The organism is Nocardia sp. GCM10030253, assembly GCF_042675075.1.
In the GTDB taxonomy this organism is placed as follows: Bacteria; Actinomycetota; Actinomycetes; order Mycobacteriales; family Mycobacteriaceae; genus Nocardia.
Genome location: NZ_JBHTDL010000006.1, coordinates 798,684 through 821,238, shown reverse-complemented (window position 1 = coordinate 821,238; position 22,555 = coordinate 798,684). Strand labels below are relative to the sequence as shown.

Here is a 22,555-nt window from a genome sequence, read left to right as displayed (position 1 = left end):
GATGTGCGGCAGTGCCCGAATCGCGGACGCCGCCGCTCATCGTGTCGCATCGGCGAACCGGCGCGGACCCAACGGCCACTAATAGGAGAGGACTCCATGGACACAACAGGTGAACCCGACAGGCAGCGGCGGGCCGACAGCGAGGCAGCGGGCCTCGACAGCGACGACCACGCCACTGTCGACGCGACGGAGACGTTCGTCGTACACCGCAATCTGCTGTTCACCGTCGCCTACGAGATGCTCGGATCAGCCGCCGACGCCGAAGACGTCCTGCAGGACACCTGGCTGCGATGGGTGAAGGTCGACGTGGGACAGGTGAGCGATCAACGCGCCTACCTGGTGCGGATCACCACCCGGCAAGCGCTCAACCGGCTGCGCTCGATGAAACGGCGCAGAGAGTCGTACGTGGGCTCGTGGCTGCCGGAGCCACTGCTCACCACTCCGGATGTGGCCGCCGACGTCGAACTCGCCGAAAGCGTGTCGATGGCGCTGATGCTTGTCCTCGAGACACTGACCCCGACCGAACGGGCGGTGTTCGTGCTACGCGAAGCCTTCGGGATCGGCTACGACGACATCGCGGCCGCGGTCGACAAGACCCCCGCCGCCGTGCACCAGATAGCCCACCGCGCCCGCTGCCATGTCGAAGCCCGCCGCCCGCGCCGCGCGGTCACCGCACGACAGGCCGAGGTGGCTCTCGAAGCCTTCCAGCGTGCGCTCGAGACCCGGGATCTGCAGGGCCTGCTCGACGTGCTCGCCCCCGACGTTGTCGCGATCAGCGACGGCGGTGGTATCAAGCAGGCCACCCCGCGTCCGGTCGTCGGCGCGGACAAGGTGGCCCGGTTCATCGTCGGCGGACTCACCAGGAACGACGTGCCGCTTACCGTCGAGCCGACCGTGGTCAACGCTGGCCCGGCACTGGCTCTGCACGTCGACGGTGAACTCGACGGTGTCATCGTGATGCATATCGAGGACACCCGTATCACCGGCCTGTACTTCGTCCGCAACCCGCAGAAGCTGACACACATCGAATCCGCGACCCCGCTCACCCTGCGATGAATACCGGTCACGGCCCGACTTCGAGGAGTAGACATGACCCTGCGGGCACCACTCGCCACCGACACACTTCCGTCACGATGGTCGACGGTGGCCGGAGCAGTCGTCCTGCTCACGGCGATCACAAGCATGTTGCTCATCGCGTTCGCCTGGCCGTCGGTGCGGTCGTCGGTTCACGATGTGCCGATCGCTGTCGCCGGGCCGGCCAGCGCGGTCGCACAGATCCGTACCGCACTCGATCAACGTCTGCCGGGCGGCTTCGAGATCACCGAAGTCGCCGACACCGATGCCGCTGAACAACTTATCCGCGACCGGCAGGTGTACGGGGCTATAGACCTCGGCTCCGGCCCCCCCGCAGGTCATCATCGCCTCTGCCGCCAGCACCGCGGTCGCCCAAACCCTGCAGACCATGGCGACCGGCCTCGGCCAGGCAGGCAAACCCGGCACACCGGTCGCCGTCCGCGACCTCGCCGCCCTGCCCTCCGACGACCCGCGCGGCTCCGGCCTGGCCGCAGGCGCACTGCCACTGGTCATGGGCGGTCTGCTGGCCGCAGTGCTGCTGACCAGGCTCGTCCACGGCACTGTCCGCCGGGTGAGCGGGGCAATCGCCTTCGCGGCAACCGGCGGCCTGACCGTGGCAGCGATCCTGCAATTTTGGTTCGGCTCACTGAGCGGGTCCTACCCGGCCAACGCCGGCGCCATCGCGCTGACCATCGCAGCCACATCCCTGACCGTCCTCGGGCTGGAATCCCTACTCGGATACGCCGGAATCGGGATCGGCGCCGTGGTCATGATGCTCATCGGTAACCCACTCTCGGGCACGGCGACCGCACCCGAGATGCTGCCAGGCTGGTCCGGCACGCTCGGCCAACTACTGCCCCCCGGAGCAGGCGGCCGGTTGCTGCGATCGACCGCCTTCTTCGACGGCCGCGGCGCCACCCACGCCGTCACCGTCCTGGTCGCCTGGATCGCGCTCGGTGCAGTGCTCTGCGTGGCCGGCGGCCTGCACGCACGCCGGGCCGCCAAAGCCGCAGCCTGACTTCGGACGATCTGCACATCAGCAGCCGACGCCACGTCAGCACCTCACACCTATCGTCAGCCTCTCTCAGATAGGTGGACTGGTCGGTATTATTTTCTCGTTACCGGGCAGCACCGTTCGAGTTCGCGAGAGGACCGGCGATGGTGGCGAGGCGGGCGTGACACGGCTGCCGTATTACGCGGCGATGCTGGCGACAGCCGGCGCCCTTCCCGAGGATGGCTCGCAATGGAACTACGAGGTGAAGTTCGACGGCGTCCGAGCTACCGGATACATCGGCAGTGAGCTGCGGCTGATGTCGCGCAACGACAAGGACATCACTGCGGCCTGGCCTGAGCTGGCCGATATCGCACCCGCAGACCCTCCTTTTGTTGTCGACGGCGAAATCGTCGCATTCGCTGCCGATGGCCGGACCTCGTTCGAAGCTCTACAACCGCGGATGCACCAGCGCAATCCCGCGATGATCCGCGCCCTGACACAATCGGTCCCTGCCACCTACATGATCTTCGACCTGCTCCACATCGGCGACCGTTCCCTGATCGATCTGCCCTACCGGCAACGACGCGAACTTCTGGAACGACTGGATCTGCGCGGCCGACGTTGGCAGGTCCCGCCGCGGTTGGCCGGCACCGGCGCCGACATTCTCGCCGAGTCGAAACGCCTTGGGCTGGAAGGCATCGTCTGCAAGCGACTCGACAGCCCCTATCTCCCCGGTCGCCGCAGCCCGCTCTGGATCAAGGTGAAGAACACCGCCGATCAGGAGGTCGTCATAGTCGGCTGGCGACCAGGAACGGGTCGCCGCGCGGGCACCATCGGCTCGCTGCTGATGGCGGTCAACGACGACACTGGGACACTGCGCTATATCGGCAACGTCGGCACCGGCTTCACCCAGGCGACACTCGCCGACCTACAGGCCAGGCTCCAACCGTTGCAAAGATCGACCGCCACGGTCGACGCCGCCGTCAAAGACGCCATCTGGGTAGAACCCGGAGTCGTCGGCGAAGTCGCCTTCACCGAATGGACGAGCGACGGCCGACTCCGGCACCCGTCCTGGCGTGGACTGCGTCCCGACAAATCGCCACGTGAAGTCACACGCGAGCCGCAACCGCGAGACGAGCGAAACTAGCCTCTCCGCACGGATTGGCTTGCCGATCTCCGACATGACCAAGACCCGCAGCGCGGCCGTTGCCCGTCGGGCTGGGTTCCGCCTCGATCGGATCGGGCCGCGTGAGAAGACCGCTCCAGCTGACTCGGGCCGGGCGATGTGTTGGACCGATGCGGCACCTCGGGTCCACACGTGCCGAATCCGATTGCCCAACAGGAACTTTCATGCTCCGATCATGGTGCACGGTCAGGCTGTGCGCGGCGCCTGCCTCGAGCGTCCGTTGGGACTCCGCCATCGTCATGCGAGATGTTCGGCGCGTGGAGTAGGGCGAGTATCGCTGTTACGCGGGATTTTCGTAGTCGGCGGACGGCCAGATGCCGCGTAGTGGGCGCATGCCGTCCTCGACGTAGTCGGCGATGGGGCGGTTGCCGGCGTCGAGGTACCGCTGCTCGAGGGCGGCGAAGTACCCGAAGACCAGGGCGTTGGTGGCCACGCGAGCCTGTGTTTCGCTCAGCTGTCCGGTCGACGCGATCAGCGGTGTGAGCCGCTGGCTGGTGCGGTCGGCCGAGGCGCAGGCGGCCATGCGCACCGAGGGTTCGGTGAAGTGATAGCGGACGCTGCTGCGGCCCATTGAATAGTACCGACCGGTCCGGATTGATCAGGTCGCCGACGGCCAGCCGAAGCGCGGTTTTCCACAGGGGCGCAGTTATCAACAGACCTATCGAATCCCGTGTTCAGCGTCGATCCCGGGTGCTCGAACAGCACTACCGTCGCCGCCATGTCACGACACGACGAACGCGAGCGGATCCGACAGCGCCTCAGTGCGCTGATGATCAGAGTCGGCGCGAGCAGAACAGCGGGTGCTGGGGTTCGTGGCGTGGTCGAGCCCGCACCATTCCGGGGCGGACGTATGCCTGGCGCGGGGCGCCCCCGCACATCCGGCGGCGCCGGATTGGTGGGCAGCGTTCAGCGATCGGGCGGTGAGCCGATCGAGGGCTCTGCGCAGTCGGGGAGCGGGGAGTGGTCCAGGAAGGGGGAGCTGTCGGAAAGGGTTGGGCGGGCAGGAAGTGTCCAGCGGCCGGGGAGTGTCGGGGTGTCGAGTGGGGATGGGCGTTTGGAGCACGGCGAGCGGTCGGGACGTCGTATGCGGGCGGAGACGGGCGGGGTGCGGAGGGTGGCTGAGCGGTCGGTCAGTGGCGAGCGACCAGGGAGCGCCCAGGGACCAGGCGATGTGGCCCTGTTCGGCGATGACGAGCAAGCCTCGGATCGTGAGTGGTTGGGGAGTGCTGAATGTCCCGGAGCCGACGGGCGATCGGAGGATCGCGAGGTTTTCGGGAGTGTGGGGTTGCCCGAAGACAGCGAGCCATCGGAGGGGCATGAATGGGTGAGGGATGCGGAGTCGGCGGCAGCGGAGCGATTGGGAAAGGTGCGGCGGGTGGGGCAGATCGGACGGGCTGGGGTGATGGGTGGTGGGCGATGGGATGACGACCGGTTGTCGTCGAAGGGGATGGAGTCCGACGAACGGGATGGCGAGTCCGGTGGCGATCGAGACCCGGCAGGCGGGGTTGGTGAGGTGCGGGTGCCCGGTTGGCTGGAGGAGGCGAGCAGCGGCTCGTTGTGGCGGGATCGGCTTGTGCCGGAAAGATTTCGGGGTGCGCGGTTCGATCCGGGGTGGCGGGGTGTGGTGACCTTGGCATTGGTGGGGCTGGCGGCAGTGGTCTTGGCGACGGTAGTGGTGCTGCGGGAACGGCCGGTCGCGCAGCCGGTTCCACCCTTGCCCGCCGTGCGCACGACGACCACCGCTCCCGCCGCGGCGCACCTGTCGAGCTCGGCCGAAGTGCCGAGCGCCGGTGCGCCACCCGGCGCGGCCCCGGCGCCGCCTGACGGTCCGGATGGCGTCACTACGGTCGAACTGGTAGTCAGCGTCATTGGTTTGGTGCACAACGGTGGACTGTTGCGGATGCCCAACGGATCTCGGGTGGCCGACGCCATCGCGGCGGCGGGCGGCGCGAAAGTAGGCGCCGATCTCAGCGGGCTCAATCTGGCCCAGCGCTTGCAGGACGGCGATCAGGTGCTGGTCGGCGCCACCGGCCCGAATCCTGGGCCGCCGCATTTGGGCAGCACGACGGTCAGCGCCGCCGGAGGCGCCGCTGCCGCCTCGGCTCCCCGTTCGAATTCGGCGCCGCCGCCGCCCGCCCCGACCGGCCGCATAGATCTCAACACCGCAACCGAGTCCGACCTCGACGCCCTGCCCGGCGTCGGCCCGGTCACCGCCCGCGCAATCATCACCTGGCGCACCAAGAATGGCCGCTTCACCGATATCGAACAGCTCGGCGAGGTAGACGGCATCGGCCCCACCCGACTCGGGCGCCTGCGTGGGTTGGTGAGGGTATGAGGATCGGAATGGTCGGTCGAGTACCAGTGATCGCGCGGACCAAGGATTACGTGCGGGTGGTGCCTGTGGGCTGCCCGATTCGGCGAGGATTTGTCATGTGCGCCGCAGCGCAAGGAGCAATGGGCACCGCTGCGCCGGTGAGCCTCATATGAGCAGTCGACGGGCGGTAGGCAGTAGACGGGTGCGCGGTGACAACCCCGACGCGGACCGGGGCGAGGGTGGCTCCAACCTGATCGAAGACCGGCCGCGAAGCGCCCGCAGCCTGCCCCGACTTCGCAGTCTCGCGGACGGCCGCGGTGAGCGACGTGCCGGTGCTGTGCCTTGGTTTCGCGGTGTAGGTGACGAGTCGCGGGTCGGCGGGGGAGGGAACACGGAGGGCGCACGAGGGGCCGGCGGCGGTGTCGATGCCGACGGATCTGAAGCGCCGCAGGTACTTGATGCGCGGCTGCTGCCTGCGACGTTGTGTTGTTGGGGTGCGACGATTGTGGCGATCACGGGCGGGTGGGTAGTCGGGCTGGTAGTCGCGGTGGGGTTGTTGGTGCTGGCCGTCGGGTTGTGGGTGTTGCTGTTGTGGGCGGTTGCGCATCGCAGCGAGCGGTGGCGGATTGTTGCGGTCGTGGCGCTAGCCGCGGTGCTTCTCGGGATGGGGTTTGCGGTTGCCGGGGCGTGGCAGGAACATCGGGTCGCCACACATCCGTTGCCCACGGCGCTGGGTGCGTCGGTGCGGGTCGTGGCGACGCCGACGGATGACCCGAGACCGGTGCGGGTCAACTCGTTCGCGGGGGAGCGGCGGTGGACCGTGCGCGCGGAGCTGCGCGAGTACCGGTGGGGTGGGGCGACGGTGCGAGCCGGTGGGATGGTGGTGATTCTCGCCTCGAGTGAGGAGTGGGCGCAGCTGCTGCCGGGACGGCCGGTGGAATTCCGTGCGCGAGTTGATCAGCCCTGGCAACGCGATCTCACTGTCGCCACGTTGCGTGCGCTGGGGCCGCCGGTCGCGGTCGGGCCACTGCCGTGGTGGCAAAGCGTGGCTGCCTCGATGCGTAAGGATTTCGCCGCCGCCGCGTCTCGCGCACTGCCCGCCGAGCCGGCCGGGCTGTTGCCCGCGCTTGTCGTGGGCGACACGTCGGCGTTGCCCGATGAGGTACGCGATGAGTTCACTATCGCTGGGCTGCAACACCTTTGCGTAGTCAGTGGTGCCAATTTCACTATTCTGCTGTCGGTGGTGCTGCTCGTCGTTCGTGCGCTCACCCTCGGTCCGCGTCTGGCTGCCACGGTCGCGGCGGCGGCGCTGCTCATGTTCGTTGTGATGGCAAGACCGGACCCAAGTGTGCTGCGGGCCGGTGCAATGGGCGCAATCACCTTGTTGGCGTTGGTCACCGGTCGCAGGAAGCAGGCGTTGCCCGCGTTGTGTGCCGCCGTGCTCGGACTGCTCGCGGTGTGGCCCGAGCTGGCGGTGCGGGCCGGGTTTGCGTTGTCGGTCGTCGCCACGGCCGGGCTGATCCTCCTTGCGCCCAGCTGGGCCGATTGGCTGCGCGCTCGCGGCTGGTGGCGCGTCCCCGCGGAAATTGTCGCGGTGTCGGCAGGTGCGTTCGTGGTCACCACGCCGCTCATGGTCGCCTTGACAGGACAGCTCAGTCTCGTGGCAATCATCGCGAATATCCTTGTCGCACCGGTCGTTGCGCCGATCACGGTGATCGGCGCGTCCGGCGCCGTGCTGTCGTGCATCTGGCAACTACCGGCGGAGCTGGTCCTGCGCTGTGCGAGACCACCGATGTGGTGGCTGCTGATGATTGCCGAACGCGCCGCCGATGTACCGGGTGCGACCATCGAGGTTCCTGGCGGATTGTTCGGTGGTTCGGTCACCGCCGCAGTCGTCGCGGTGATCGTGTGGTCGCTGCGGTCCGCGACTGTGCGCCGGCTCACGGCCGCTGCGGTTCTCGGGGTAGCGGCCGTCCTGATCCCAGTCCGCATTTGGCACCCGTGGTGGCCACCACCTGTTTGGGTACTTGCCGCCTGCGACGTCGGACAAGGCGACGGCCTTGCTCTGTCGATCGGCGACGGCGCGGCGATAGTGATCGACGTCGGCCCGGAACCCCGACCCATCCGCACCTGCCTGGATCGCCTCGGCATCACCCGAATTCCCCTGCTGGTCCTGACCCATCCGCACGCCGACCACATCGGCGGCCTCACCGGCGCGCTCCAAGGACGCTCGGTCGCGGCACTGGCTGTCGGTCCGGGCGAGCTCCCTGCGACACCTGGCCTGCGTCACCTGGGTACTCCTGACGGCATCGGCGACAACCCGGTCAGTTCAGGGGAACCTACGGCTGACGCGCGCGCCACGGCGGGAGGCTCGGGCACCACGGCCAACGGACCGGCGCGGGTAGCGTCCGTCGCCGTACAGGCGGGGATCCCTGTTCTCGATCTGTCGGCCGGGCAGGTAATGAGTTTCGGCGCAGTCGAATTGACGGTGCTCGCGCCGACGGCAACGGCGCGACACCCCGCAGGCAGCGCTCCGGCCGACGATGCCAACGACCGGTCGATCGTCATCGCCGCCACGACACCCGCCGGCCGGATCCTGCTGACCGGCGACATCGAAGGTCCTGCTCAACACCGCCTACTGAACTCCGGAGCCCACGTCCAGGCCGACATCCTCAAGGTCCCACATCACGGATCACGAACCACCGCACCGGAATTCCTGGCCGCCGTCGCCCCTGGACTCGCGATAGTCAGCGTCGGCGCGGACAACACCTTCGGCCACCCCCATCCCGGCCTACTCGCCGACTTGGCGCGCGTCGGCAGCAGCGTGATCCGCACCGACCAGTTGGGCGACGTTGTGATCACAGGTGCAGGATCGAAGATGCGAGTGGTGACATCGCAATCGGCGAGATCTCGATAGCGAGCGAGGAGGCAGCTCAGGATGCATGGCTGAGCATTCGGGCATTACGACCGCAGACCGGAGCCGAAACAATCGCTGGATTAGTCACAACGACGAAGTTGCGCGCTGAAGTGCTGACAACCGGATCGACGTGACCGGCAGTTCATGTGAATGCGCCGCCCGATGCAAAATGGATGTCCAAGGCACTAGAATCGCACTCGGGCGCATTGTCCGGAAATATTCCGGCACCTCCATCCAGCGCGTAACGCACTGGATGCGGTGTAAAACATGTCCGGAGAAGATTATATTCGGCTCACCTGCGCGGGCTGCTCAGCCGGTGGTCTCAGAGGCAGAGGATGACACTGCCGAGGTCGAAACACAGATTGATTGATCCCCCCGCGGGGGTGGCTGAGGTCGACGTGGGCCCAGCGGATGGAATCGTGCTGGCCGAAGCTGCGGGAGCTGCGACGACACCCAGAGACAAGGCTATGGCGGTCGCGGCGAAGATTTTAATGGTTTTGGTAGACATTTTGCGTCCTTCGATTTGGATAGATTCTTTACTTCGATCGCTCATCACCCTCCATCACCCCCCCCAGTGTTCACCCACCCGACGTCGAATGCCAGACAAGGGAAAGAAATACCTCTGGTCTCTTTTGTCCCCCAACAAATCGGTCGAAGGCGATCACCTGGAGTTCAGCGTATGATCGTTGCGCACTGGAGACCGAAGCTTATTCAGAATGTTTCTGAGCAAAACTGAAAAGAAACACTCTTTCACCGAGCAGGACGCGGTCGCCGTCCGGCTGGTTTCACAGACCGTGCGATACCGGACCCGTATTGCCTCGATCTTCCCCATGACCGTCTTGATCGCCACGATCAACTCGCGCAGCGTGGTGGTTCGCCGTGGGAGCTTCTTCGCCACCGTCGAGCCAGTCGGCGATCTGGTTGGCCAGTTCCGCGCCGGGCTCGGCGGATCTCGCCGCCCGAGTTGCTTTCTTGCCGTCGACGGTGGCAGGTCGGGTTCGGACCGCGCGGAGTGGCCGTCGCGGCAGGAGGTGTCGGTGGCGGACCGTAGGATCGGGCCCGTGAGCGAGCGAGCTGCGGCGGTGCACTTGGTGCTCGGCGAAGAAGAGCTGTTGATCGAGCGGGCGGTGGCGGAGATCGCCGCGCAGGTTCGGGCGGGATCGCCTGATGGTGATGCGGTGCCGGTCGATCGGTTGCGGGCAGGGGATGCCAGCACGGCTGAGCTGGCCGAGTTGTTGAGCCCCTCGTTGTTCGCCGAGGAACGGTTGATCGTGTTGGATTCGGCGGCCGAGGCGGGGAAGGACGCGGTCGCGGTGATCACCGAGGCTGCCGGGGATCCGCCCGAGGGCGCGGTGCTGGTGGTGCTGCACTCCGGAGGCGGTCGGGCGAAGGCGCTGGCGCCTGCGTTGCAGAAGCTGGGCGCCGAGGTGCACAACTGCGCCAAACTGACCAAGGCGGCCGAGCGGGTCGAATTCGTGCGCAACGAGTTCCGGGCCGCAGGGGTGCGAGTGTCGGGTGAGGTCGTTCAGGTGATGCTGGAGGCGGTCGGTTCGGAGCTGCGTGAGCTCGCCGCCGCCTGTTCGCAGCTTGCCGCCGACACCGGCGGCAAGATCGACGTCGCGGCCGTGCGTCGCTATTACTCCGGCAAGGCGGAGGTCTCCGGTTTCGATGTCGCCGAGCTGGCTGTCGCGGGCGACCGTCCCGGCGCGATGGAGGCACTGCGCTGGGCCAATGACCGTGGCGTCCCGCATGTCCTACTCGCGGACGCACTCGCCGACTCCGTGCACACCATCGCCCGCGTCGGCTCCGCAGGCCGCGGCGACCCCTTCAAGCTGGCCCAACAGCTGGGCATGCCCCCATGGAAAGTGAAGAAAGCCCAAGCCCAGGCCCGTGGCTGGAGCTCCGCCACCATCGGCTCCGCCCTCCAGGTGGTCGCCACCCTGAACGCCGACGTCAAGGGCGGCGCCGCCGACGCCAACTACGCCCTGGAACACGCCCTCACCCAGATCCTCGACCTGCATTCGGCGGGCTGAGTACCGACGACCTCGACCGCACCCACCGCCAGCAGGCCTCCTCACCTCCCTCGCCGACGATCTGCGCAGCGGGGCACCTTCACCGACGTCGGCACCTGCTGCCCGTCGCGCACCGCACTATCGTGCTCTCCGACGGCTGGAGCGCGACAGACTTCCTGCGCACCGTCGGCTCGGCCGACAGCCCACCGTTGAATTCCGCACCCTCCGGGTGCCGCGCTACGACGTGATCGACGGTCAGGACGTCAACATCATCGACCCGGTCGCCATCCGGCGCGAGGTACGCGCCGCCTTCGGCGCAGCCGACCCGACCACAACGTCGAGCGCCCCGTCTACGACGTCCAAAGCCGGTCAGATGTCTGTCGGAGGCGCGCACTGCGGTGATACGAGTAATGTCGACGCAATTCGATTCGATCCGGGGGGTTTCCTGTGTTGATCTGGGGCTGGCGGCGCACCGTCCAGCAACTCGCCATGCTCACTCTGGTGTGCGGGTACTGCCACAATCCGGCGGCGCACGCACTGCGCAAACTTGTCACCAAGTTCACGCTTTTCTTCATCCCGCTCTTCCCGCTGAAAACCAAGCACATCCTGCAATGCACCTGGTGTGGAGTGGAATCCGAAGTGCCCCAACAGCGCCTCCCCGAACTGCTGAGCCAGGCGCATTCACCGGGCGCCGGGCAGGGTGCGTGGCAGCCACCCGCCTCGGCGACACCGGATCAGCCCTACCCGAGGTAGCGAACAACGGTGCGGTGTTGTCTCACATCGCTTTCGGCGTATGCACCAGCGCGGCGGTCACTCGGCGCACGAGCGGCAGCACCAGCAGCAGTGTGGGAAAGGCGATGGGCCATGACACGGCCCAGGAACGCAGCCACATTCCGACCGCGAGCCCATCGCTCATCAGGGTGCTGATCAGGGAGACGATGCAGGTCATCAGGATCGACAGCAGCATCGGCAGGATCACCGACGCATAGCGCGCCGGCAGCTTGAAGCCGGTGTGGGAGTTGATGTTCGCGGAAGTCATCGGTTCGCTCCGTAAGGTTGTCATAGCAGCGATTCCGCCGGGCGGCGGGACCGGTGCGTTGGTTGACGTGAACGCTTACGGCGACGCGATGTCGCGGATCCGAGCATAGGACAGCGTCCCGCGGCGGGGCAAGCCGATGTCCGCACCGCCGCGGATCGGGTCGAACTCAGTTGCGCCCTCGCACCTTCAGGTCGCCGAAGGTCACGCTCTGCGCCATCGGCCTGGCAAGGAACTCGTGCGGGAAGCCGAGGTCGACGGCGCTGGCCTGCTCCAGTCGGGCCACCTGCTCTGCGTCGAATTCGACGTCGAGCGCACCGAGGTTGTCCTCGAGTTGCGCGGCCGTGCGAGCGCCGATGATCGGCGCGGTAACTCCGGGGTTGCGCAGCGTCCAGGCGAGCGCCACTTGCGACGGCGTCTTCCCCAGTTGCGCCGCAACCGCTTTCACCACATCGGCGATGGCAAGACCGCGCGCGGTGAGCGAGCCGTTCGCGGCGGCCACATTCTTGCGTGACCCCTCGGGCGATGCCTCCGCGTTGTGCGCCAGATCGGCGCTGCTGTACTTGCCGGTGAGCACGCCGCTGGCCAGCGGCGACCACGGGATCACCCCAAGGCCCATTTCCCGCGCCATCGGAATGAGATCGCGCTCGACGGTCCGCTCGATCAGGCTGTACTCGATCTGCAATGCGATCAGCGGCGACCAGCCGCGCAGGTCGGCGATGGCCTGCATGCGGGAGACCTGCCAGGCCGGTGCATCGGAGATGCCGACATACAGCACCTTGCCGGCGCGGACCAGGTCGTCCATCGCGCGCAGGATCTCCTCGACCGGGGTAAGGAAATCCCAGGCGTGCAGGTACAGCATGTCGATGTAGTCGGTGTTCAGCCTGCGCAGGCTCGCCTCCACGGAGGCGAACATGCTCTTGCGGTGGTTGCCGCCCGAGTTGGGGTCCCCCGGTCGGCGCAGCATCGTGTATTTGGTTGCCAGCACCAGGCTTTCGCGGTTGTCCGCGGTGAACTCGCCGAGCAGCTGCTCGGAGGTGCCGTTGGTGTACTGGCTGGCGGTGTCGATGAAATTGCCGCCGCGCTCGACATAGGTGTCGAAGATCTTGCGGGCTTCGTCCTTGTCGGCGCCCCAACCCCAGTCGGCGCCGAAGGTCATGGTGCCCAGAGACAGCGGTGAGATCCGCAGCCCTGAGCGGCCGAGCAGTCGGTAGGTGTCGAGGGTGAGGCCTGCGGACATGTCGCGCTCCTGTCGTCGTTCGGTTCGAAAGCCAGTCTGGAACGACGCAGGGCAGACGATAAGGGAACGTTCTTCCTGGGAAAGCCGGTACCACCCAGCCGTAGGATCAAGATGATGACTGGCACGGTGAACGCGACACGGGAACTGGCGGCTTTCCTGCGGGCCCGGCGGGAGCGGCTGGCCCCCGGCGACCTCGGGCTGCCCGAGCGTAGGCAGGCGCGAAGGACACCCGGCCTGCGTCGCGAAGAAGTCGCCGAATTGGCGGGGGTCAGTATCGATTACATCGTTCGACTCGAACAGGGGCGCGGCTTGCGTCCGTCCGCGGACGTGCTGGAGGCGCTATCGCGTGCGCTGCGGCTGGACACCGACGAGCGCGCCTACCTGTTCGACCTGGCCCAGCAGCGTCAGCCCGACACCGGTAAACCGAGCACGGTGCCTGCGCCTGCCTTGCTCATGCTGGTCGAGGATCTCTCGCCGCTGCCTGCCATGTTGGTGAATCATCGCTACGACATTTTGGCGTGGAACCGGGAAATGGCCAGGTTGATCGTCGATTTCGACACTCTGCCGCCGGGCCAGCGCAACTCGATGTGGCTGTGCCTGATGCACCCGGATATGCGCGAGTTCTACGCCGACCGGGAACGGATCATCCGGGAAGGCATCGCCGATCTGCGGGCCGCATGGGCGGCACACCCCGACGATCAGGTCCTTGCGGACCTGATTGCCGAGTTCATCCGCAGTGAGGAATTCGCGCGGGCCTGGGACAGGCATGACGTGAAGGTGAACGGCCGCGGCAGCAAGCCGTTGCGGCATCCGGTGGTGGGGCCTTTGGTCGTCAACTACGAAGTGCTGATGCCGATCCAGGACCCCGACCAGCGGATCATCATCTACCGCGCCGCGGACGCCGATTCCCAAACGGCGCTGGACCGGTTGGCCGGGTCCTGAGCTCTACTCGACAGAGGTGAGCGTGAGCTCCTCTTCCTCGTCGGACTCCTCGTAGCGGCCGTCCCATTCCTCGTAGAACGGCACGTCGTCGTCACGGGTGACGATCCACTCCAACGAGTACGCGCCCTCACCAGCGGGAACCATGATGTTCTCGATCTTCAGGCCGATCTGGAGGACGTCGGCAGCCCGGATGACATCGGGCAGGTCCTCGGACCGAACTACAGTCTGGTTCGCATACAACGTGATGGTGTTGCGGTCGCCGTCCAACGGTAACTCCAATCATTGGTGAAAACATTGCTGACGAGTGCCCTCGCCTGGCAGACACTACCGCCGATCCGGAGGAAGCCGGGCGTTTGCCCGAAACCGTTCACACACCATTCGCCTGCCCACGCTCGTCCCCGCAGATCACAGCCCCGGCCGACCTCAGGCGCGGGTGCGTACGGCGCCATCGCGGCGATCGGGCACGACAAAAGCCGCCGTGGTCATCGAGGCCACGGCGGCTGCGTCAATAGCAAGGTGCGGTATCCAGCGATACCGGCTGACTAGATCTTGTTGAGGGCCAGCGCGAGGGCCGACTTCTTGTTGGCAGCCTGGTTGGCGTGGATGACGCCCTTCGAGGCAGCCTTGTCCAGCTTGCGGCTGGCGAACTGCAGCTGCTCGGCAGCCTTGTCCTTGTCGCCTGCGGCTGCGGCTTCGCGGAAGCTGCGGATCGCAGTGCGCAGAGCGGACTTGACCGACTGGTTGCGCTTGCGCGCCTCCTCGTTGGTACGGATCCGCTTCATCTGGGACTTGATGTTGGCCACGCCGGTTTCCTCGTGTTCCTGTCGCTGAGTGGACTGTGCTGAAAAGTTCGCGAGCGTGCGACACACCCGATGTAAATCGGTAACGCAACGCCGAAGATCGAGGGTACCAGCCGTTGCTTGGCACACGAAATCGGTGTTTTCGGCAGCCGATAGCGCTGAGGCAGACCCGCCGGTTGGTCTGACAGAATTTTCACACGCAACGCAGGAGTGATGCAAGAAATTTACCTGTGTCTCACACGGCAAAGCCGCTGCATGGCGCACGATTCTTGCATGACTTCCGCCTCGCCGCCGCGTTCGGCCCGATCTCCTGTGCCGCCACCGGTCCGGTCGAACGGACGTTCGGGAGGCATCGGACGGGCGCCGGCCACCGGACTTTTCGAGGGCTATCGACCCGGCCGATACGCACAGGCCTTCGACGAGATGTTCGACAACGCGGGTCGGGTGCGCCAGCCTTACAAGGGCATCTTCTCCGCGCTCGCGCCCATTGATGTCGCGGATCTGGCGGCGCGTTCGGACGCCCTCGACCGCGCATTCATCAATCAGGGCATCACGTTCTCGCTGTCGGGCCAGGAGCGGCCTTTCCCGCTCGACCTGGTGCCGCGGGTCATCGCGGCCGCCGAATGGAACAAGCTCGAGCGCGGCATCAAACAGCGGGTGACCGCGCTGGAGCTGTTCCTCGCCGACATCTACGGCGAGCAGAACATCCTGCGCGAAGAGGTGATCCCGAAGCGTCTCGTCACCTCCTGCCAGCATTTCCACCGGGAAGCCGCAGGCCTGGTGCCGCCGAACGGGGTGCGCATCCACGTCGCCGGCATCGACCTGGTGCGCGACCAGCACGGTGAATTCCGGGTCCTGGAGGACAATCTGCGTTCCCCGTCCGGTGTCTCCTATGTGATGGAGAACCGGCGCACCATGGCGCGAGTCTTCCCGGATCTGTTCTCCTCGCACCGGGTGCGCGCGGTGGGGGACTACCCGAGTCACCTGATGCGGGCGCTGCGGGCCTCGGCCGCGCCGAACGAGGCCGATCCGACGGTCGTCGTGCTGACTCCCGGCGTTTACAACTCGGCCTATTTCGAGCATTCGCTGCTGGCCAGGCAGATGGGAGTGGAACTGGTCGAAGGCAGGGACCTGTTCTGCCGGGACAACGTGGTGTACATGCGCACTACGGCGGGGGAGCGGCAGGTCGACGTGATCTACCGGCGTATCGACGACGCCTTCCTCGACCCGATGCACTTCCGGCCCGATTCGGTGCTCGGCGTCGCGGGCCTGCTGAATGCCGCGAGGGCTGGCAATGTCGTCATCTCCAGCGCGATCGGCAACGGCGTCGGCGACGACAAGCTGATCTATGCCTACGTGCCGACGATCATCGAGTACTACCTCGGTGAGAAGCCCGTGCTGCCGAATGTCGACACCTATCGCTGCTGGCTGGACGACGAGCGCGCGGAAGTGCTCGACCGGATCGGCGAGTTGGTGGTCAAGCCGGTGGAGGGTTCGGGCGGCTACGGCATCGTCATCGGTCCGGACGCCACGCTGCGTGAGCTGGAGGCCGCGCGCCGCCGGATCAAGGCGGACCCACGTGGCTGGGTCGCGCAACCGGTGGTGCAGTTGTCCACCGTGCCGACCAAGATCGGCAACGAGCTGGTTCCGCGCCACGTCGACCTGCGCCCCTTCGCGGTCAACGACGGCGACGACATCTGGGTATTGCCCGGTGGACTGACCAGGGTCGCGCTGCCGGAGGGCTCGCTGGTGGTCAATTCCAGCCAGGGCGGCGGTAGTAAGGACACCTGGGTGCTGTCCGGACGCGACTCGCTCGCCGACCGAGAACTGGCGGGTGCGGAGCTGGTAAGTGAACCGCCGCAGGCGGACTCGCGCGAGCTGGGCCGGGAACTGACTGCCGAGCAGGCGAATCGGCAACAGCAGCAGCAACAACAGGAACAGCGCCAGGGCGGGATACAGCGGCAAGGCCAGGTGCAGCGGCAAGGCCACGGATCGGGGCAAGACCAACAACAACAATCCGGCCCCGGGGTGCACTGATGCTGGCCCGCAACGCCGAATCCCTGTATTGGATCGGACGCTACGTCGAGCGCGCCGACGACACCGCCCGAATCCTCGATGTCGCCGTGCACCAACTGCTCGAAGACGCGACAGTCGATCCGGATCGCACCTCGCGAGTGTTGTTGCGGGTGCTCGGTATCGAGCCGCCCGATGGCGAACTCGATGTCTGGTCTGTCACCGATCTGGTGGCGTTCAGCCCCGAACACGGTGCCTCGATCACCAACTCGATCTCGAATGCCCGCGAGAATGCCAGGGGCGCACGCGAAGTCGCCTCCAGCGAGATGTGGGAGTGCTTGAACGCCACCTACATCGGGCTGGCCGCTGCCGAACGCGCCGCACGCAGTCTCGGGCCGCACGAGTTCTTCCACTACATCAAGGACCGGGCGGCGATGTTCGCCGGACTCTCGGACTCGACGCTGAGTCGCGACGACGGCTACCGGTTCCTGCTGCTCGGCCGCTCCATCGAACGCGCGGATATGACTGTGCGCCTGCTGCTTTCGCGAGCCGGTGACCGTACCTCTTCACCCGCCTGGGTGACCGTGCTGCGCTCGGCGGGCGCACACGACACCTACCTGCGCACCCATCGTGGCGCGCTGGACGCCAATCTGGTGGCGGAATTCATTCTGCTCGACCGGCTCTTCCCACGGTCGCTGTTCCATTCGGTGCGGGTAGCCGAGGACTGCCTCGCCGAACTCGATCAACGGCCGACCAGTCGGGTCGGTGCCAGGCACGAGGCGCAGCGACTACTCGGCCGGGCTCGCAGCGAACTCGAATTCCTGCCGCCCGGTGTGCTTTTGGAAGACCTGCAGAATCGGCTGCTGCTACTGCAGAAGAACTTCCGCGAGGTCAGCGAGGCGATCGCCCTGCAGTACTTCCACGCCGCGCCATGGGTGGCATGGACCGATCTGCGCAGCAGTCACGACAACCACGCGCAGGTGGAGGGAGAACTGTGAGCGAGCGAACCATAGGCACAGCGTCCCAAGGAACGACGGAACCGAGCGTCAGCGAGGTGGAGTCGTGAGTTGGCGGATTCGGGTGGTGCACACCACAGGTTATGTGTACGACGCGCCGGTCACCCGGTCGTTCAACGAGGCTCGGCTCACCCCGCGCGCCGACAGCAGACAGAACGTCATCCTCAATCGGGTGGAGACAGTGCCATCGACCCGCTCCTATCGCTACACCGACTATTGGGGCACCGCGGTCACCTCCTTCGACCTGCATGCGCCGCATACCGAGTTGGAGGTCACCGGCTCCTCGGTGGTGGAGACAGACCCGTTCGCGGGCCCGGCCGAGGAACTCGGTTGGGAAGCACTACACCGTGAGCGGACAGCCGACCGGTTCGACGAAATGCTCGCCCCTACCAGCTATGTGCCGGAAAATCGGAAACTTGCGACGGTCGCGCGGCAGTTGGCGCGCGGCGTACCGCCCGCGAAAGCCGTTGTGCGAGCGGCAGAATGGGTGCATCAGGAGATGACCTATCTGGCGGGCACCACCTCCGTGCACACCTCGGCGGTGCAGGCGTTCGCCGAACGGCAAGGGGTCTGCCAGGATTACGCACACCTCACCCTGGTCCTGTTGCGCAGCATGGGCATACCGAGTCGGTACGTCTCCGGATATCTGCACCCCAATCCCGACGCCGAGATCAATACGACGGTGGCCGGGCAATCGCACGCCTGGATAGAGGCGTGGACCGGCCAGTGGTGGGGCTACGACCCGACCAACAACATCGCCATCAATGAACAGCATGTCTCGGTCGGTGTCGGACGCGACTACGCGGACGTGCCGCCGTTGAAGGGAATCTTTTCCGGCGGCGGTTCCACGGACCTCGAGGTCATCGTAGAGATCACCCGCCTCGCGTAGCTCCGCGCATTTGCCGGTCGCGGGTGCCTCGACGGTGTCGTCGCGGACCGGCGGTCGAATGGTCGGCTGAGTCCCGGGCCTACCCGGCGAGTTACCCATGTGACCGAGAAATCAGCCGTCCCGTGTCGGGGTTGTTGTGGAGCACATCCGCCTCGCGTAACGTCCCGATCGGATCGACAACTTCGGCCAACATCGAACGCAGCAGGACCCCATGCAGAACAAGTGTGCTCCCCGTGCACGCGGGGATGTCCTCTCGGAAGGTGACAGGTATGCCCACTGCTCAGGAAGCTATCGAGGAAGCCACCGAGCCCACCCCCGACTCCAAGAAGTGGGCCGCTGAGGCGCTCGGCACATTCGTTCTCGTCATCGGCGGCGTCGGCACCGCGGTGCTGGCCAGTGAGCGGGTGGGGGCGCTCGGTGTGGCGTTCGCCTTCGGGCTCACCCTGCTGTTCTTGGTCTATGCGATCGGGCCGATCTCCGGCTGCCACGTCAATCCGGCGGTGACCGTCGGCCAGCTGCTGCTCGGCCGGTTGTCGGCGATCACCGCGGTCGGCTATGTGATCGCCCAGCTGATCGGCGGGTTCCTGGCCGGGCTCGTGCTGTTCGCCCTCGCGAAGAACCTGCCCTCCTACGACCGCGCGGCAGACGGGCTCGGCGCCAACGGCTGGGGCAAGCACAGCCCGTCGGCGACGACAGGCCCGCTCGGCGAGGTCGTCATCGAGAACGGCTACGGCCTGTCCGCGGTGATCATCATCGAGGTAATGCTGACCGCGCTGCTGGTGTTCGTGGTGCTGGCCTCCACCGACCAGCTCTCCGATGTCCCGCTGGCAGGCCTCTCGATCGGCGCCGCCCTGGCCGTCATCCATTTGGTCGCGATCCCCGTGGACAACGCGGCGATCAACCCGGTCCGCGCCCTCGCCGTCGCGCCCTACCAGGACGGCGCGATGGGCCAGGTCTGGGCCTTCGTCGTGTTCCCGCTGATCGGCGGTGCCCTCGGCGCCCTTGTCTACGGCCTGCTCTTCGGCCGCTCCCGCGAAATGATCAGCTGAGGTCGGTACCCGACCTGCGAGCAGTCGCTAGCGGTGCCGTTTCGAGCGACCTGCAAGCAGTCGCTAGCGGTGCGTCCCCGATTCGGCCGCCACGCCGGATCGGGGTACCGCGCCGCAGGTCAGCGTGACCAGGGCGGGCAGTGGGAACAGCAGGAGGAAGAGGTTCGGAATCCACCAGGCAGGGCTGAAGTCGCCGCGCAACGCCCAGAATGCGATCGCCTGGAGCCCTGCCGTGCTGGTCAGCGTGAGCGACACCGTCATCAGCGTCCGTGAGCCGTTGCCACGGCACAGACTGGCGAGGCCGGTCGCGCTGGCCGCGAGATCGAGCGCGACGAACGAGAAATTCCAATCGCTGAGCACCGGATCGGCGTAATCCTTGTACGCGAATTCCGGCGGGATCAAGTGGGCGAAGGCGATCGCCCAGTAGAGCAGGAAGCCGATATCGGTGATCAGCATGGCCACCTTGGTCGGCCCGAGTACTCGGTCGATCATCGTCAGCTCCAGTGGTATTCGATGACCAGTCGGTGTGCGACCAGGTCGAATGTCTTGCGGGCCACGATGGCGCCCTCCCTGCGGATACCTGCTTCCGGCACATCGAGCACGCGATCGAGGCGGACCCAGCTCGGCCTGCCCTCGTGATCCCAACTGCCGCTGCCGATTCCGACCCAATTGCGGTCGTGCGCCCGTTCCGGGTTCGACGACAGCATCAACCCGAGCAGGGTGTTGCGGTCGCGTCCGACGACCAGTACGGGGCGGTCCTTGCCGTTGTTCGGGTCCTCCTCGTAGGGAACCCAGGTCCACACGATCTCACCGGGATCGGCGCGGCCGTCGAGGTGCGGCGCGTAGACGATCTGCCTGGCTCGCTCGCCGGTCGGCACGGGGGTGGACGCAGTGGGGCGTACGGCGACGGCGGGCGACTTACGCTGCGCGATCGTGCCGACTGCCCGTTCCAGCAGTGACGAGCGCTGCAGCTTGTCGACCAGCTTCGGTCCCTGCTGCTTGACGATCCTGGGCCCCTGCTCCTTCGCGATGAGGCCGAGCTGCTTGCCGAGCGTGTTCCAACTTCGGGCCATCATTGGAGAATAACGGCGCGCTGCCGTCTTCTCATCCGCACGGATTCCGACTGCGACAGCTCGGTCGCCGGACCAGTGGCGGGCTCGCCGGTCCGCCCATGGGACGATAGACGGCAGTTTGCCGATACCAATGAGGAGTGGAGTGCCCGCCAGCTTCGCCGACACGACGTTCACCGATCCCGCGCGGATCCGGAACTTCTGCATCATCGCGCACATCGACCACGGAAAGTCGACGCTGGCCGATCGCATGCTGCAGCTGACCGGTGTGGTCGAAGAGCGGCAGATGCGCGCCCAGTATCTGGACCGGATGGATATCGAGCGCGAACGCGGTATCACCATCAAGGCACAGAATGTCCGGCTGCCGTGGCAGGTAGACGGCACCGACTATGTGCTGCACCTGATCGACACGCCCGGCCACGTCGACTTCACCTACGAGGTGTCGCGGGCGCTGGAGGCGTGCGAGGGCGCGGTGCTGCTGGTGGACGCGGCCCAGGGCATCGAGGCACAGACGCTGGCGAACCTGTATCTCGCGCTGGACAAGGATCTGACGATCATTCCGGTGCTGAACAAGATCGACCTGCCCGCCGCCGACCCCGATCGCTATGCGAGCGAGATCGCGCACATCATCGGCTGCGAGCCCGATGATGTGCTTCGGGTGTCGGGCAAGACCGGCGTCGGTGTCGCGGAGCTGCTCAACGAGGTGATCAAGACGGTCCCCGCGCCGGTCGGCGATCCCGACGCGCCCGCCCGCGCGATGATCTTCGACTCCGTCTACGACACCTACCGCGGCGTGGTCACCTACGTCCGCGTGGTGGACGGCAAGATCGTGCCGCGCGAGAAGATCAAGATGATGTCGACGGGCGCGACCCACGAATTGCTTGAGGTCGGCATCGTGTCCCCGGAGCCGAAGCCGACCCAGGGTCTCGGTGTCGGTGAGGTCGGCTACCTGATCACCGGTGTGAAAGACGTGCGTCAGTCGAAGGTCGGTGACACGGTGACCGCCGCCCGCAACGGCGCCACCGAACCGCTCACCGGCTACCGCGAGCCGCGCCCGATGGTGTACTCCGGCCTCTACCCGGTGGACGGCTCGGACTACCCCGATCTGCGTGACGCACTGGACAAGCTGCAGCTCAACGACGCCGCGCTGACCTACGAGCCGGAAACGTCTGTGGCACTCGGCTTCGGCTTCCGCTGTGGCTTCCTCGGCCTGCTGCACATGGAGATCACCCGCGAGCGGCTGCTGCGCGAGTTCGATCTCGACCTGATCTCCACCGCGCCGAACGTGGTGTACCGGGTGGAGATGGAGGACGGCACCGAGCACATCGTCACCAACCCCTCGTACTGGCCGGAAGGCAAGGTGCGCACGGTCTTCGAGCCGGAGGTGAAGTGCACCGTCATCTCGCCGAGCGAGTTCATCGGCTCGATCATGGAGTTGTGTCAGCAGCGCCGCGGCGAGCTCGGCGGCATGGACTACCTGTCGGAGACCCGCGTCGAGCTGCGCTACACCATGCCGATGGCGGAGATCATCTTCGACTTCTTCGACTCGTTGAAGTCGCGCACCCGCGGCTACGCCAGTCTCGATTACGAGGAGTCGGGCGAGCAGATCTCGCAGCTGGTGAAGGTGGACATCCTGTTGCAGGGCGAGGCGGTCGACGCGTTCTCCGCGATCGTGCACAAGGACGCCGCCCAGGCCTACGGCAACAAGATGACCACCAAGCTGCGTGAGCTCATCCCGCGCCAGCAGTTCGAGGTGCCTATCCAGGCCGCCATCGGCTCGAAAATCATTGCCCGCGAGAACATCCGCGCCATCCGCAAGGATGTCCTCGCCAAGTGCTACGGCGGTGACATCAGCCGCAAGCGCAAGCTGCTCGAGAAGCAGAAGGAAGGCAAGAAGCGGATGAAGACCATCGGACGCGTGGAGGTTCCCCAGGAAGCCTTCGTCGCGGCGTTGTCTTCGGATGCGGCCTCCGACAAGCCGAAGGGCAAGTAGTAGGCAAGAC

At 66.3% G+C, this 22,555-nt stretch carries 20 protein-coding genes; 13 read left to right on the top strand and 7 right to left on the bottom strand.

Annotated features, from left to right (window positions below; all coding sequences use genetic code 11):
* Positions 1-96 precede the first annotated feature (96 nt).
* The 3 genes from ACFQZZ_RS15935 (at position 97) to ligD (ending at position 3,215) form a co-directional block, all read left to right on the top strand.
* Positions 97-1,056, top strand: a complete 960-nt coding sequence (locus ACFQZZ_RS15935) for an RNA polymerase sigma-70 factor (protein ID WP_378680337.1) — start codon at positions 97-99, stop codon at positions 1,054-1,056.
* A gap of 406 nt (positions 1,057-1,462) precedes the next feature.
* The gene (locus ACFQZZ_RS15930) at positions 1,463-2,092 is read left to right on the top strand and encodes a hypothetical protein (protein ID WP_378680335.1); all 630 of its coding nucleotides are present in this window, start codon (positions 1,463-1,465) and stop codon (positions 2,090-2,092) included.
* A 157-nt stretch (positions 2,093-2,249) separates the two neighbouring features.
* Positions 2,250-3,215 carry a non-homologous end-joining DNA ligase gene (gene ligD, locus ACFQZZ_RS15925; RefSeq protein WP_378680332.1) on the top strand — a complete coding sequence of 322 codons (966 nt, stop codon included), beginning with the start codon at positions 2,250-2,252 and terminating at the stop codon, positions 3,213-3,215.
* A gap of 319 nt (positions 3,216-3,534) precedes the next feature.
* On the opposite strand, the gene ACFQZZ_RS15920 is transcribed toward ligD, so the two are convergent.
* Complete coding sequence (locus ACFQZZ_RS15920; protein WP_378680329.1) at positions 3,535-3,825, bottom strand: hypothetical protein; 291 nt, start codon at positions 3,823-3,825, stop codon at positions 3,535-3,537.
* A gap of 804 nt (positions 3,826-4,629) precedes the next feature.
* On the opposite strand from ACFQZZ_RS15920, the gene ACFQZZ_RS15915 reads away from it, so the two are divergent.
* The 4 genes from ACFQZZ_RS15915 to ACFQZZ_RS15900 all read left to right on the top strand — a co-directional run bounded on the left by ACFQZZ_RS15915 (position 4,630) and on the right by ACFQZZ_RS15900 (position 11,250).
* Complete coding sequence (locus ACFQZZ_RS15915; RefSeq protein ID WP_378680327.1) at positions 4,630-5,589, top strand: ComEA family DNA-binding protein; 960 nt, start codon at positions 4,630-4,632, stop codon at positions 5,587-5,589.
* A gap of 484 nt (positions 5,590-6,073) precedes the next feature.
* Positions 6,074-8,485 carry a ComEC/Rec2 family competence protein gene (locus tag ACFQZZ_RS15910; RefSeq protein WP_378680325.1) on the top strand — a complete coding sequence of 804 codons (2,412 nt, stop codon included), beginning with the start codon at positions 6,074-6,076 and terminating at the stop codon, positions 8,483-8,485.
* A gap of 1,061 nt (positions 8,486-9,546) precedes the next feature.
* Entirely contained in the window at positions 9,547-10,518 is a 972-nt protein-coding gene (holA, locus tag ACFQZZ_RS15905) for a DNA polymerase III subunit delta (RefSeq protein ID WP_378680322.1), read from the top strand.
* 426 nt (positions 10,519-10,944) lie between these two features.
* Positions 10,945-11,250: a hypothetical protein gene (locus tag ACFQZZ_RS15900; protein ID WP_378680320.1), complete on the top strand. Its 306-nt coding sequence runs from the start codon at positions 10,945-10,947 to the stop codon at positions 11,248-11,250.
* A 22-nt stretch (positions 11,251-11,272) separates the two neighbouring features.
* On the opposite strand, the gene ACFQZZ_RS15895 is transcribed toward ACFQZZ_RS15900, so the two are convergent.
* Together ACFQZZ_RS15895 and ACFQZZ_RS15890 are read right to left on the bottom strand one after the other, a co-directional pair.
* Entirely contained in the window at positions 11,273-11,536 is a 264-nt protein-coding gene (locus tag ACFQZZ_RS15895; protein WP_378680318.1) for a DUF2798 domain-containing protein, read from the bottom strand.
* Between the two features lie 166 nt (positions 11,537-11,702).
* The gene (locus ACFQZZ_RS15890; protein ID WP_378680316.1) at positions 11,703-12,773 is read right to left on the bottom strand and encodes an aldo/keto reductase; all 1,071 of its coding nucleotides are present in this window, start codon (positions 12,771-12,773) and stop codon (positions 11,703-11,705) included.
* 111 nt (positions 12,774-12,884) lie between these two features.
* Between ACFQZZ_RS15890 and ACFQZZ_RS15885 the strand changes: the two genes are divergently transcribed.
* A complete protein-coding gene (locus ACFQZZ_RS15885) occupies positions 12,885-13,715 on the top strand; it encodes a helix-turn-helix domain-containing protein (protein WP_378680314.1) in 831 nt (276 codons plus the stop codon).
* Positions 13,716-13,718: 3 nt separating this feature from the next.
* Here ACFQZZ_RS15885 and ACFQZZ_RS15880 read toward each other — a convergent pair whose 3' ends face one another.
* Together ACFQZZ_RS15880 and rpsT are read right to left on the bottom strand one after the other, a co-directional pair.
* Positions 13,719-13,982 carry a hypothetical protein gene (locus tag ACFQZZ_RS15880; RefSeq protein ID WP_378680312.1) on the bottom strand — a complete coding sequence of 88 codons (264 nt, stop codon included), beginning with the start codon at positions 13,980-13,982 and terminating at the stop codon, positions 13,719-13,721.
* Between the two features lie 275 nt (positions 13,983-14,257).
* The gene (gene rpsT, locus ACFQZZ_RS15875) at positions 14,258-14,518 is read right to left on the bottom strand and encodes a 30S ribosomal protein S20 (RefSeq protein WP_366528276.1); all 261 of its coding nucleotides are present in this window, start codon (positions 14,516-14,518) and stop codon (positions 14,258-14,260) included.
* A 270-nt stretch (positions 14,519-14,788) separates the two neighbouring features.
* Here rpsT and ACFQZZ_RS15870 point away from each other — a divergent pair, with 270 nt between their 5' ends.
* The 4 genes from ACFQZZ_RS15870 (at position 14,789) to ACFQZZ_RS15855 (ending at position 19,482) form a co-directional block, all read left to right on the top strand.
* Positions 14,789-16,552 carry a circularly permuted type 2 ATP-grasp protein gene (locus tag ACFQZZ_RS15870; protein WP_378680309.1) on the top strand — a complete coding sequence of 588 codons (1,764 nt, stop codon included), beginning with the start codon at positions 14,789-14,791 and terminating at the stop codon, positions 16,550-16,552.
* Entirely contained in the window at positions 16,552-17,526 is a 975-nt protein-coding gene (locus tag ACFQZZ_RS15865) for an alpha-E domain-containing protein (RefSeq protein WP_378680307.1), read from the top strand. The genes ACFQZZ_RS15870 and ACFQZZ_RS15865 overlap by 1 nt, the downstream gene beginning before the upstream one ends.
* Positions 17,527-17,590: 64 nt before the next feature.
* Complete coding sequence (locus tag ACFQZZ_RS15860; protein ID WP_378680305.1) at positions 17,591-18,433, top strand: transglutaminase domain-containing protein; 843 nt, start codon at positions 17,591-17,593, stop codon at positions 18,431-18,433.
* Between the two features lie 269 nt (positions 18,434-18,702).
* On the top strand, positions 18,703-19,482 hold the full coding sequence (locus tag ACFQZZ_RS15855) for an aquaporin (RefSeq protein ID WP_378680303.1): 780 nt from the start codon (positions 18,703-18,705) through the stop codon (positions 19,480-19,482).
* Between the two features lie 63 nt (positions 19,483-19,545).
* Here the strand turns inward: ACFQZZ_RS15855 and ACFQZZ_RS15850 are convergent, their stop codons facing one another.
* Together ACFQZZ_RS15850 and ACFQZZ_RS15845 are read right to left on the bottom strand one after the other, a co-directional pair.
* Positions 19,546-19,974: a DUF5360 family protein gene (locus tag ACFQZZ_RS15850; protein ID WP_378680300.1), complete on the bottom strand. Its 429-nt coding sequence runs from the start codon at positions 19,972-19,974 to the stop codon at positions 19,546-19,548.
* 2 nt (positions 19,975-19,976) lie between these two features.
* Complete coding sequence (locus ACFQZZ_RS15845; protein WP_378680579.1) at positions 19,977-20,555, bottom strand: type II toxin-antitoxin system PemK/MazF family toxin; 579 nt, start codon at positions 20,553-20,555, stop codon at positions 19,977-19,979.
* Positions 20,556-20,685: 130 nt separating this feature from the next.
* On the opposite strand from ACFQZZ_RS15845, the gene lepA reads away from it, so the two are divergent.
* Positions 20,686-22,545 carry a translation elongation factor 4 gene (lepA, locus tag ACFQZZ_RS15840; protein ID WP_378680298.1) on the top strand — a complete coding sequence of 620 codons (1,860 nt, stop codon included), beginning with the start codon at positions 20,686-20,688 and terminating at the stop codon, positions 22,543-22,545.
* Positions 22,546-22,555 lie beyond the last annotated feature (10 nt).

Bases quoted from the DNA above. Each gene is read 5' to 3' on its own strand.
- ACFQZZ_RS15845 (WP_378680579.1), bottom strand. From the start codon at position 20,555: ATGGCCCGAAGTTGGAACACGCTCGGCAAGCAGCTCGGCCTCATCGCG.
- ACFQZZ_RS15935 (WP_378680337.1), top strand. From the start codon at position 97: ATGGACACAACAGGTGAACCCGACAGGCAGCGGCGGGCCGACAGCGAG.
- ACFQZZ_RS15895 (WP_378680318.1), bottom strand. From the start codon at position 11,536: ATGACTTCCGCGAACATCAACTCCCACACCGGCTTCAAGCTGCCGGCG.
- ACFQZZ_RS15890 (WP_378680316.1), bottom strand. From the start codon at position 12,773: ATGTCCGCAGGCCTCACCCTCGACACCTACCGACTGCTCGGCCGCTCA.
- lepA (WP_378680298.1), top strand. From the start codon at position 20,686: ATGAGGAGTGGAGTGCCCGCCAGCTTCGCCGACACGACGTTCACCGAT.
- ACFQZZ_RS15920 (WP_378680329.1), bottom strand. From the start codon at position 3,825: ATGGGCCGCAGCAGCGTCCGCTATCACTTCACCGAACCCTCGGTGCGC.
- ACFQZZ_RS15930 (WP_378680335.1), top strand. From the start codon at position 1,463: ATGGCGACCGGCCTCGGCCAGGCAGGCAAACCCGGCACACCGGTCGCC.
- ACFQZZ_RS15850 (WP_378680300.1), bottom strand. From the start codon at position 19,974: ATGATCGACCGAGTACTCGGGCCGACCAAGGTGGCCATGCTGATCACC.
- ACFQZZ_RS15855 (WP_378680303.1), top strand. From the start codon at position 18,703: ATGCCCACTGCTCAGGAAGCTATCGAGGAAGCCACCGAGCCCACCCCC.
- ACFQZZ_RS15885 (WP_378680314.1), top strand. From the start codon at position 12,885: ATGATGACTGGCACGGTGAACGCGACACGGGAACTGGCGGCTTTCCTG.
- ACFQZZ_RS15870 (WP_378680309.1), top strand. From the start codon at position 14,789: ATGACTTCCGCCTCGCCGCCGCGTTCGGCCCGATCTCCTGTGCCGCCA.
- ACFQZZ_RS15865 (WP_378680307.1), top strand. From the start codon at position 16,552: ATGCTGGCCCGCAACGCCGAATCCCTGTATTGGATCGGACGCTACGTC.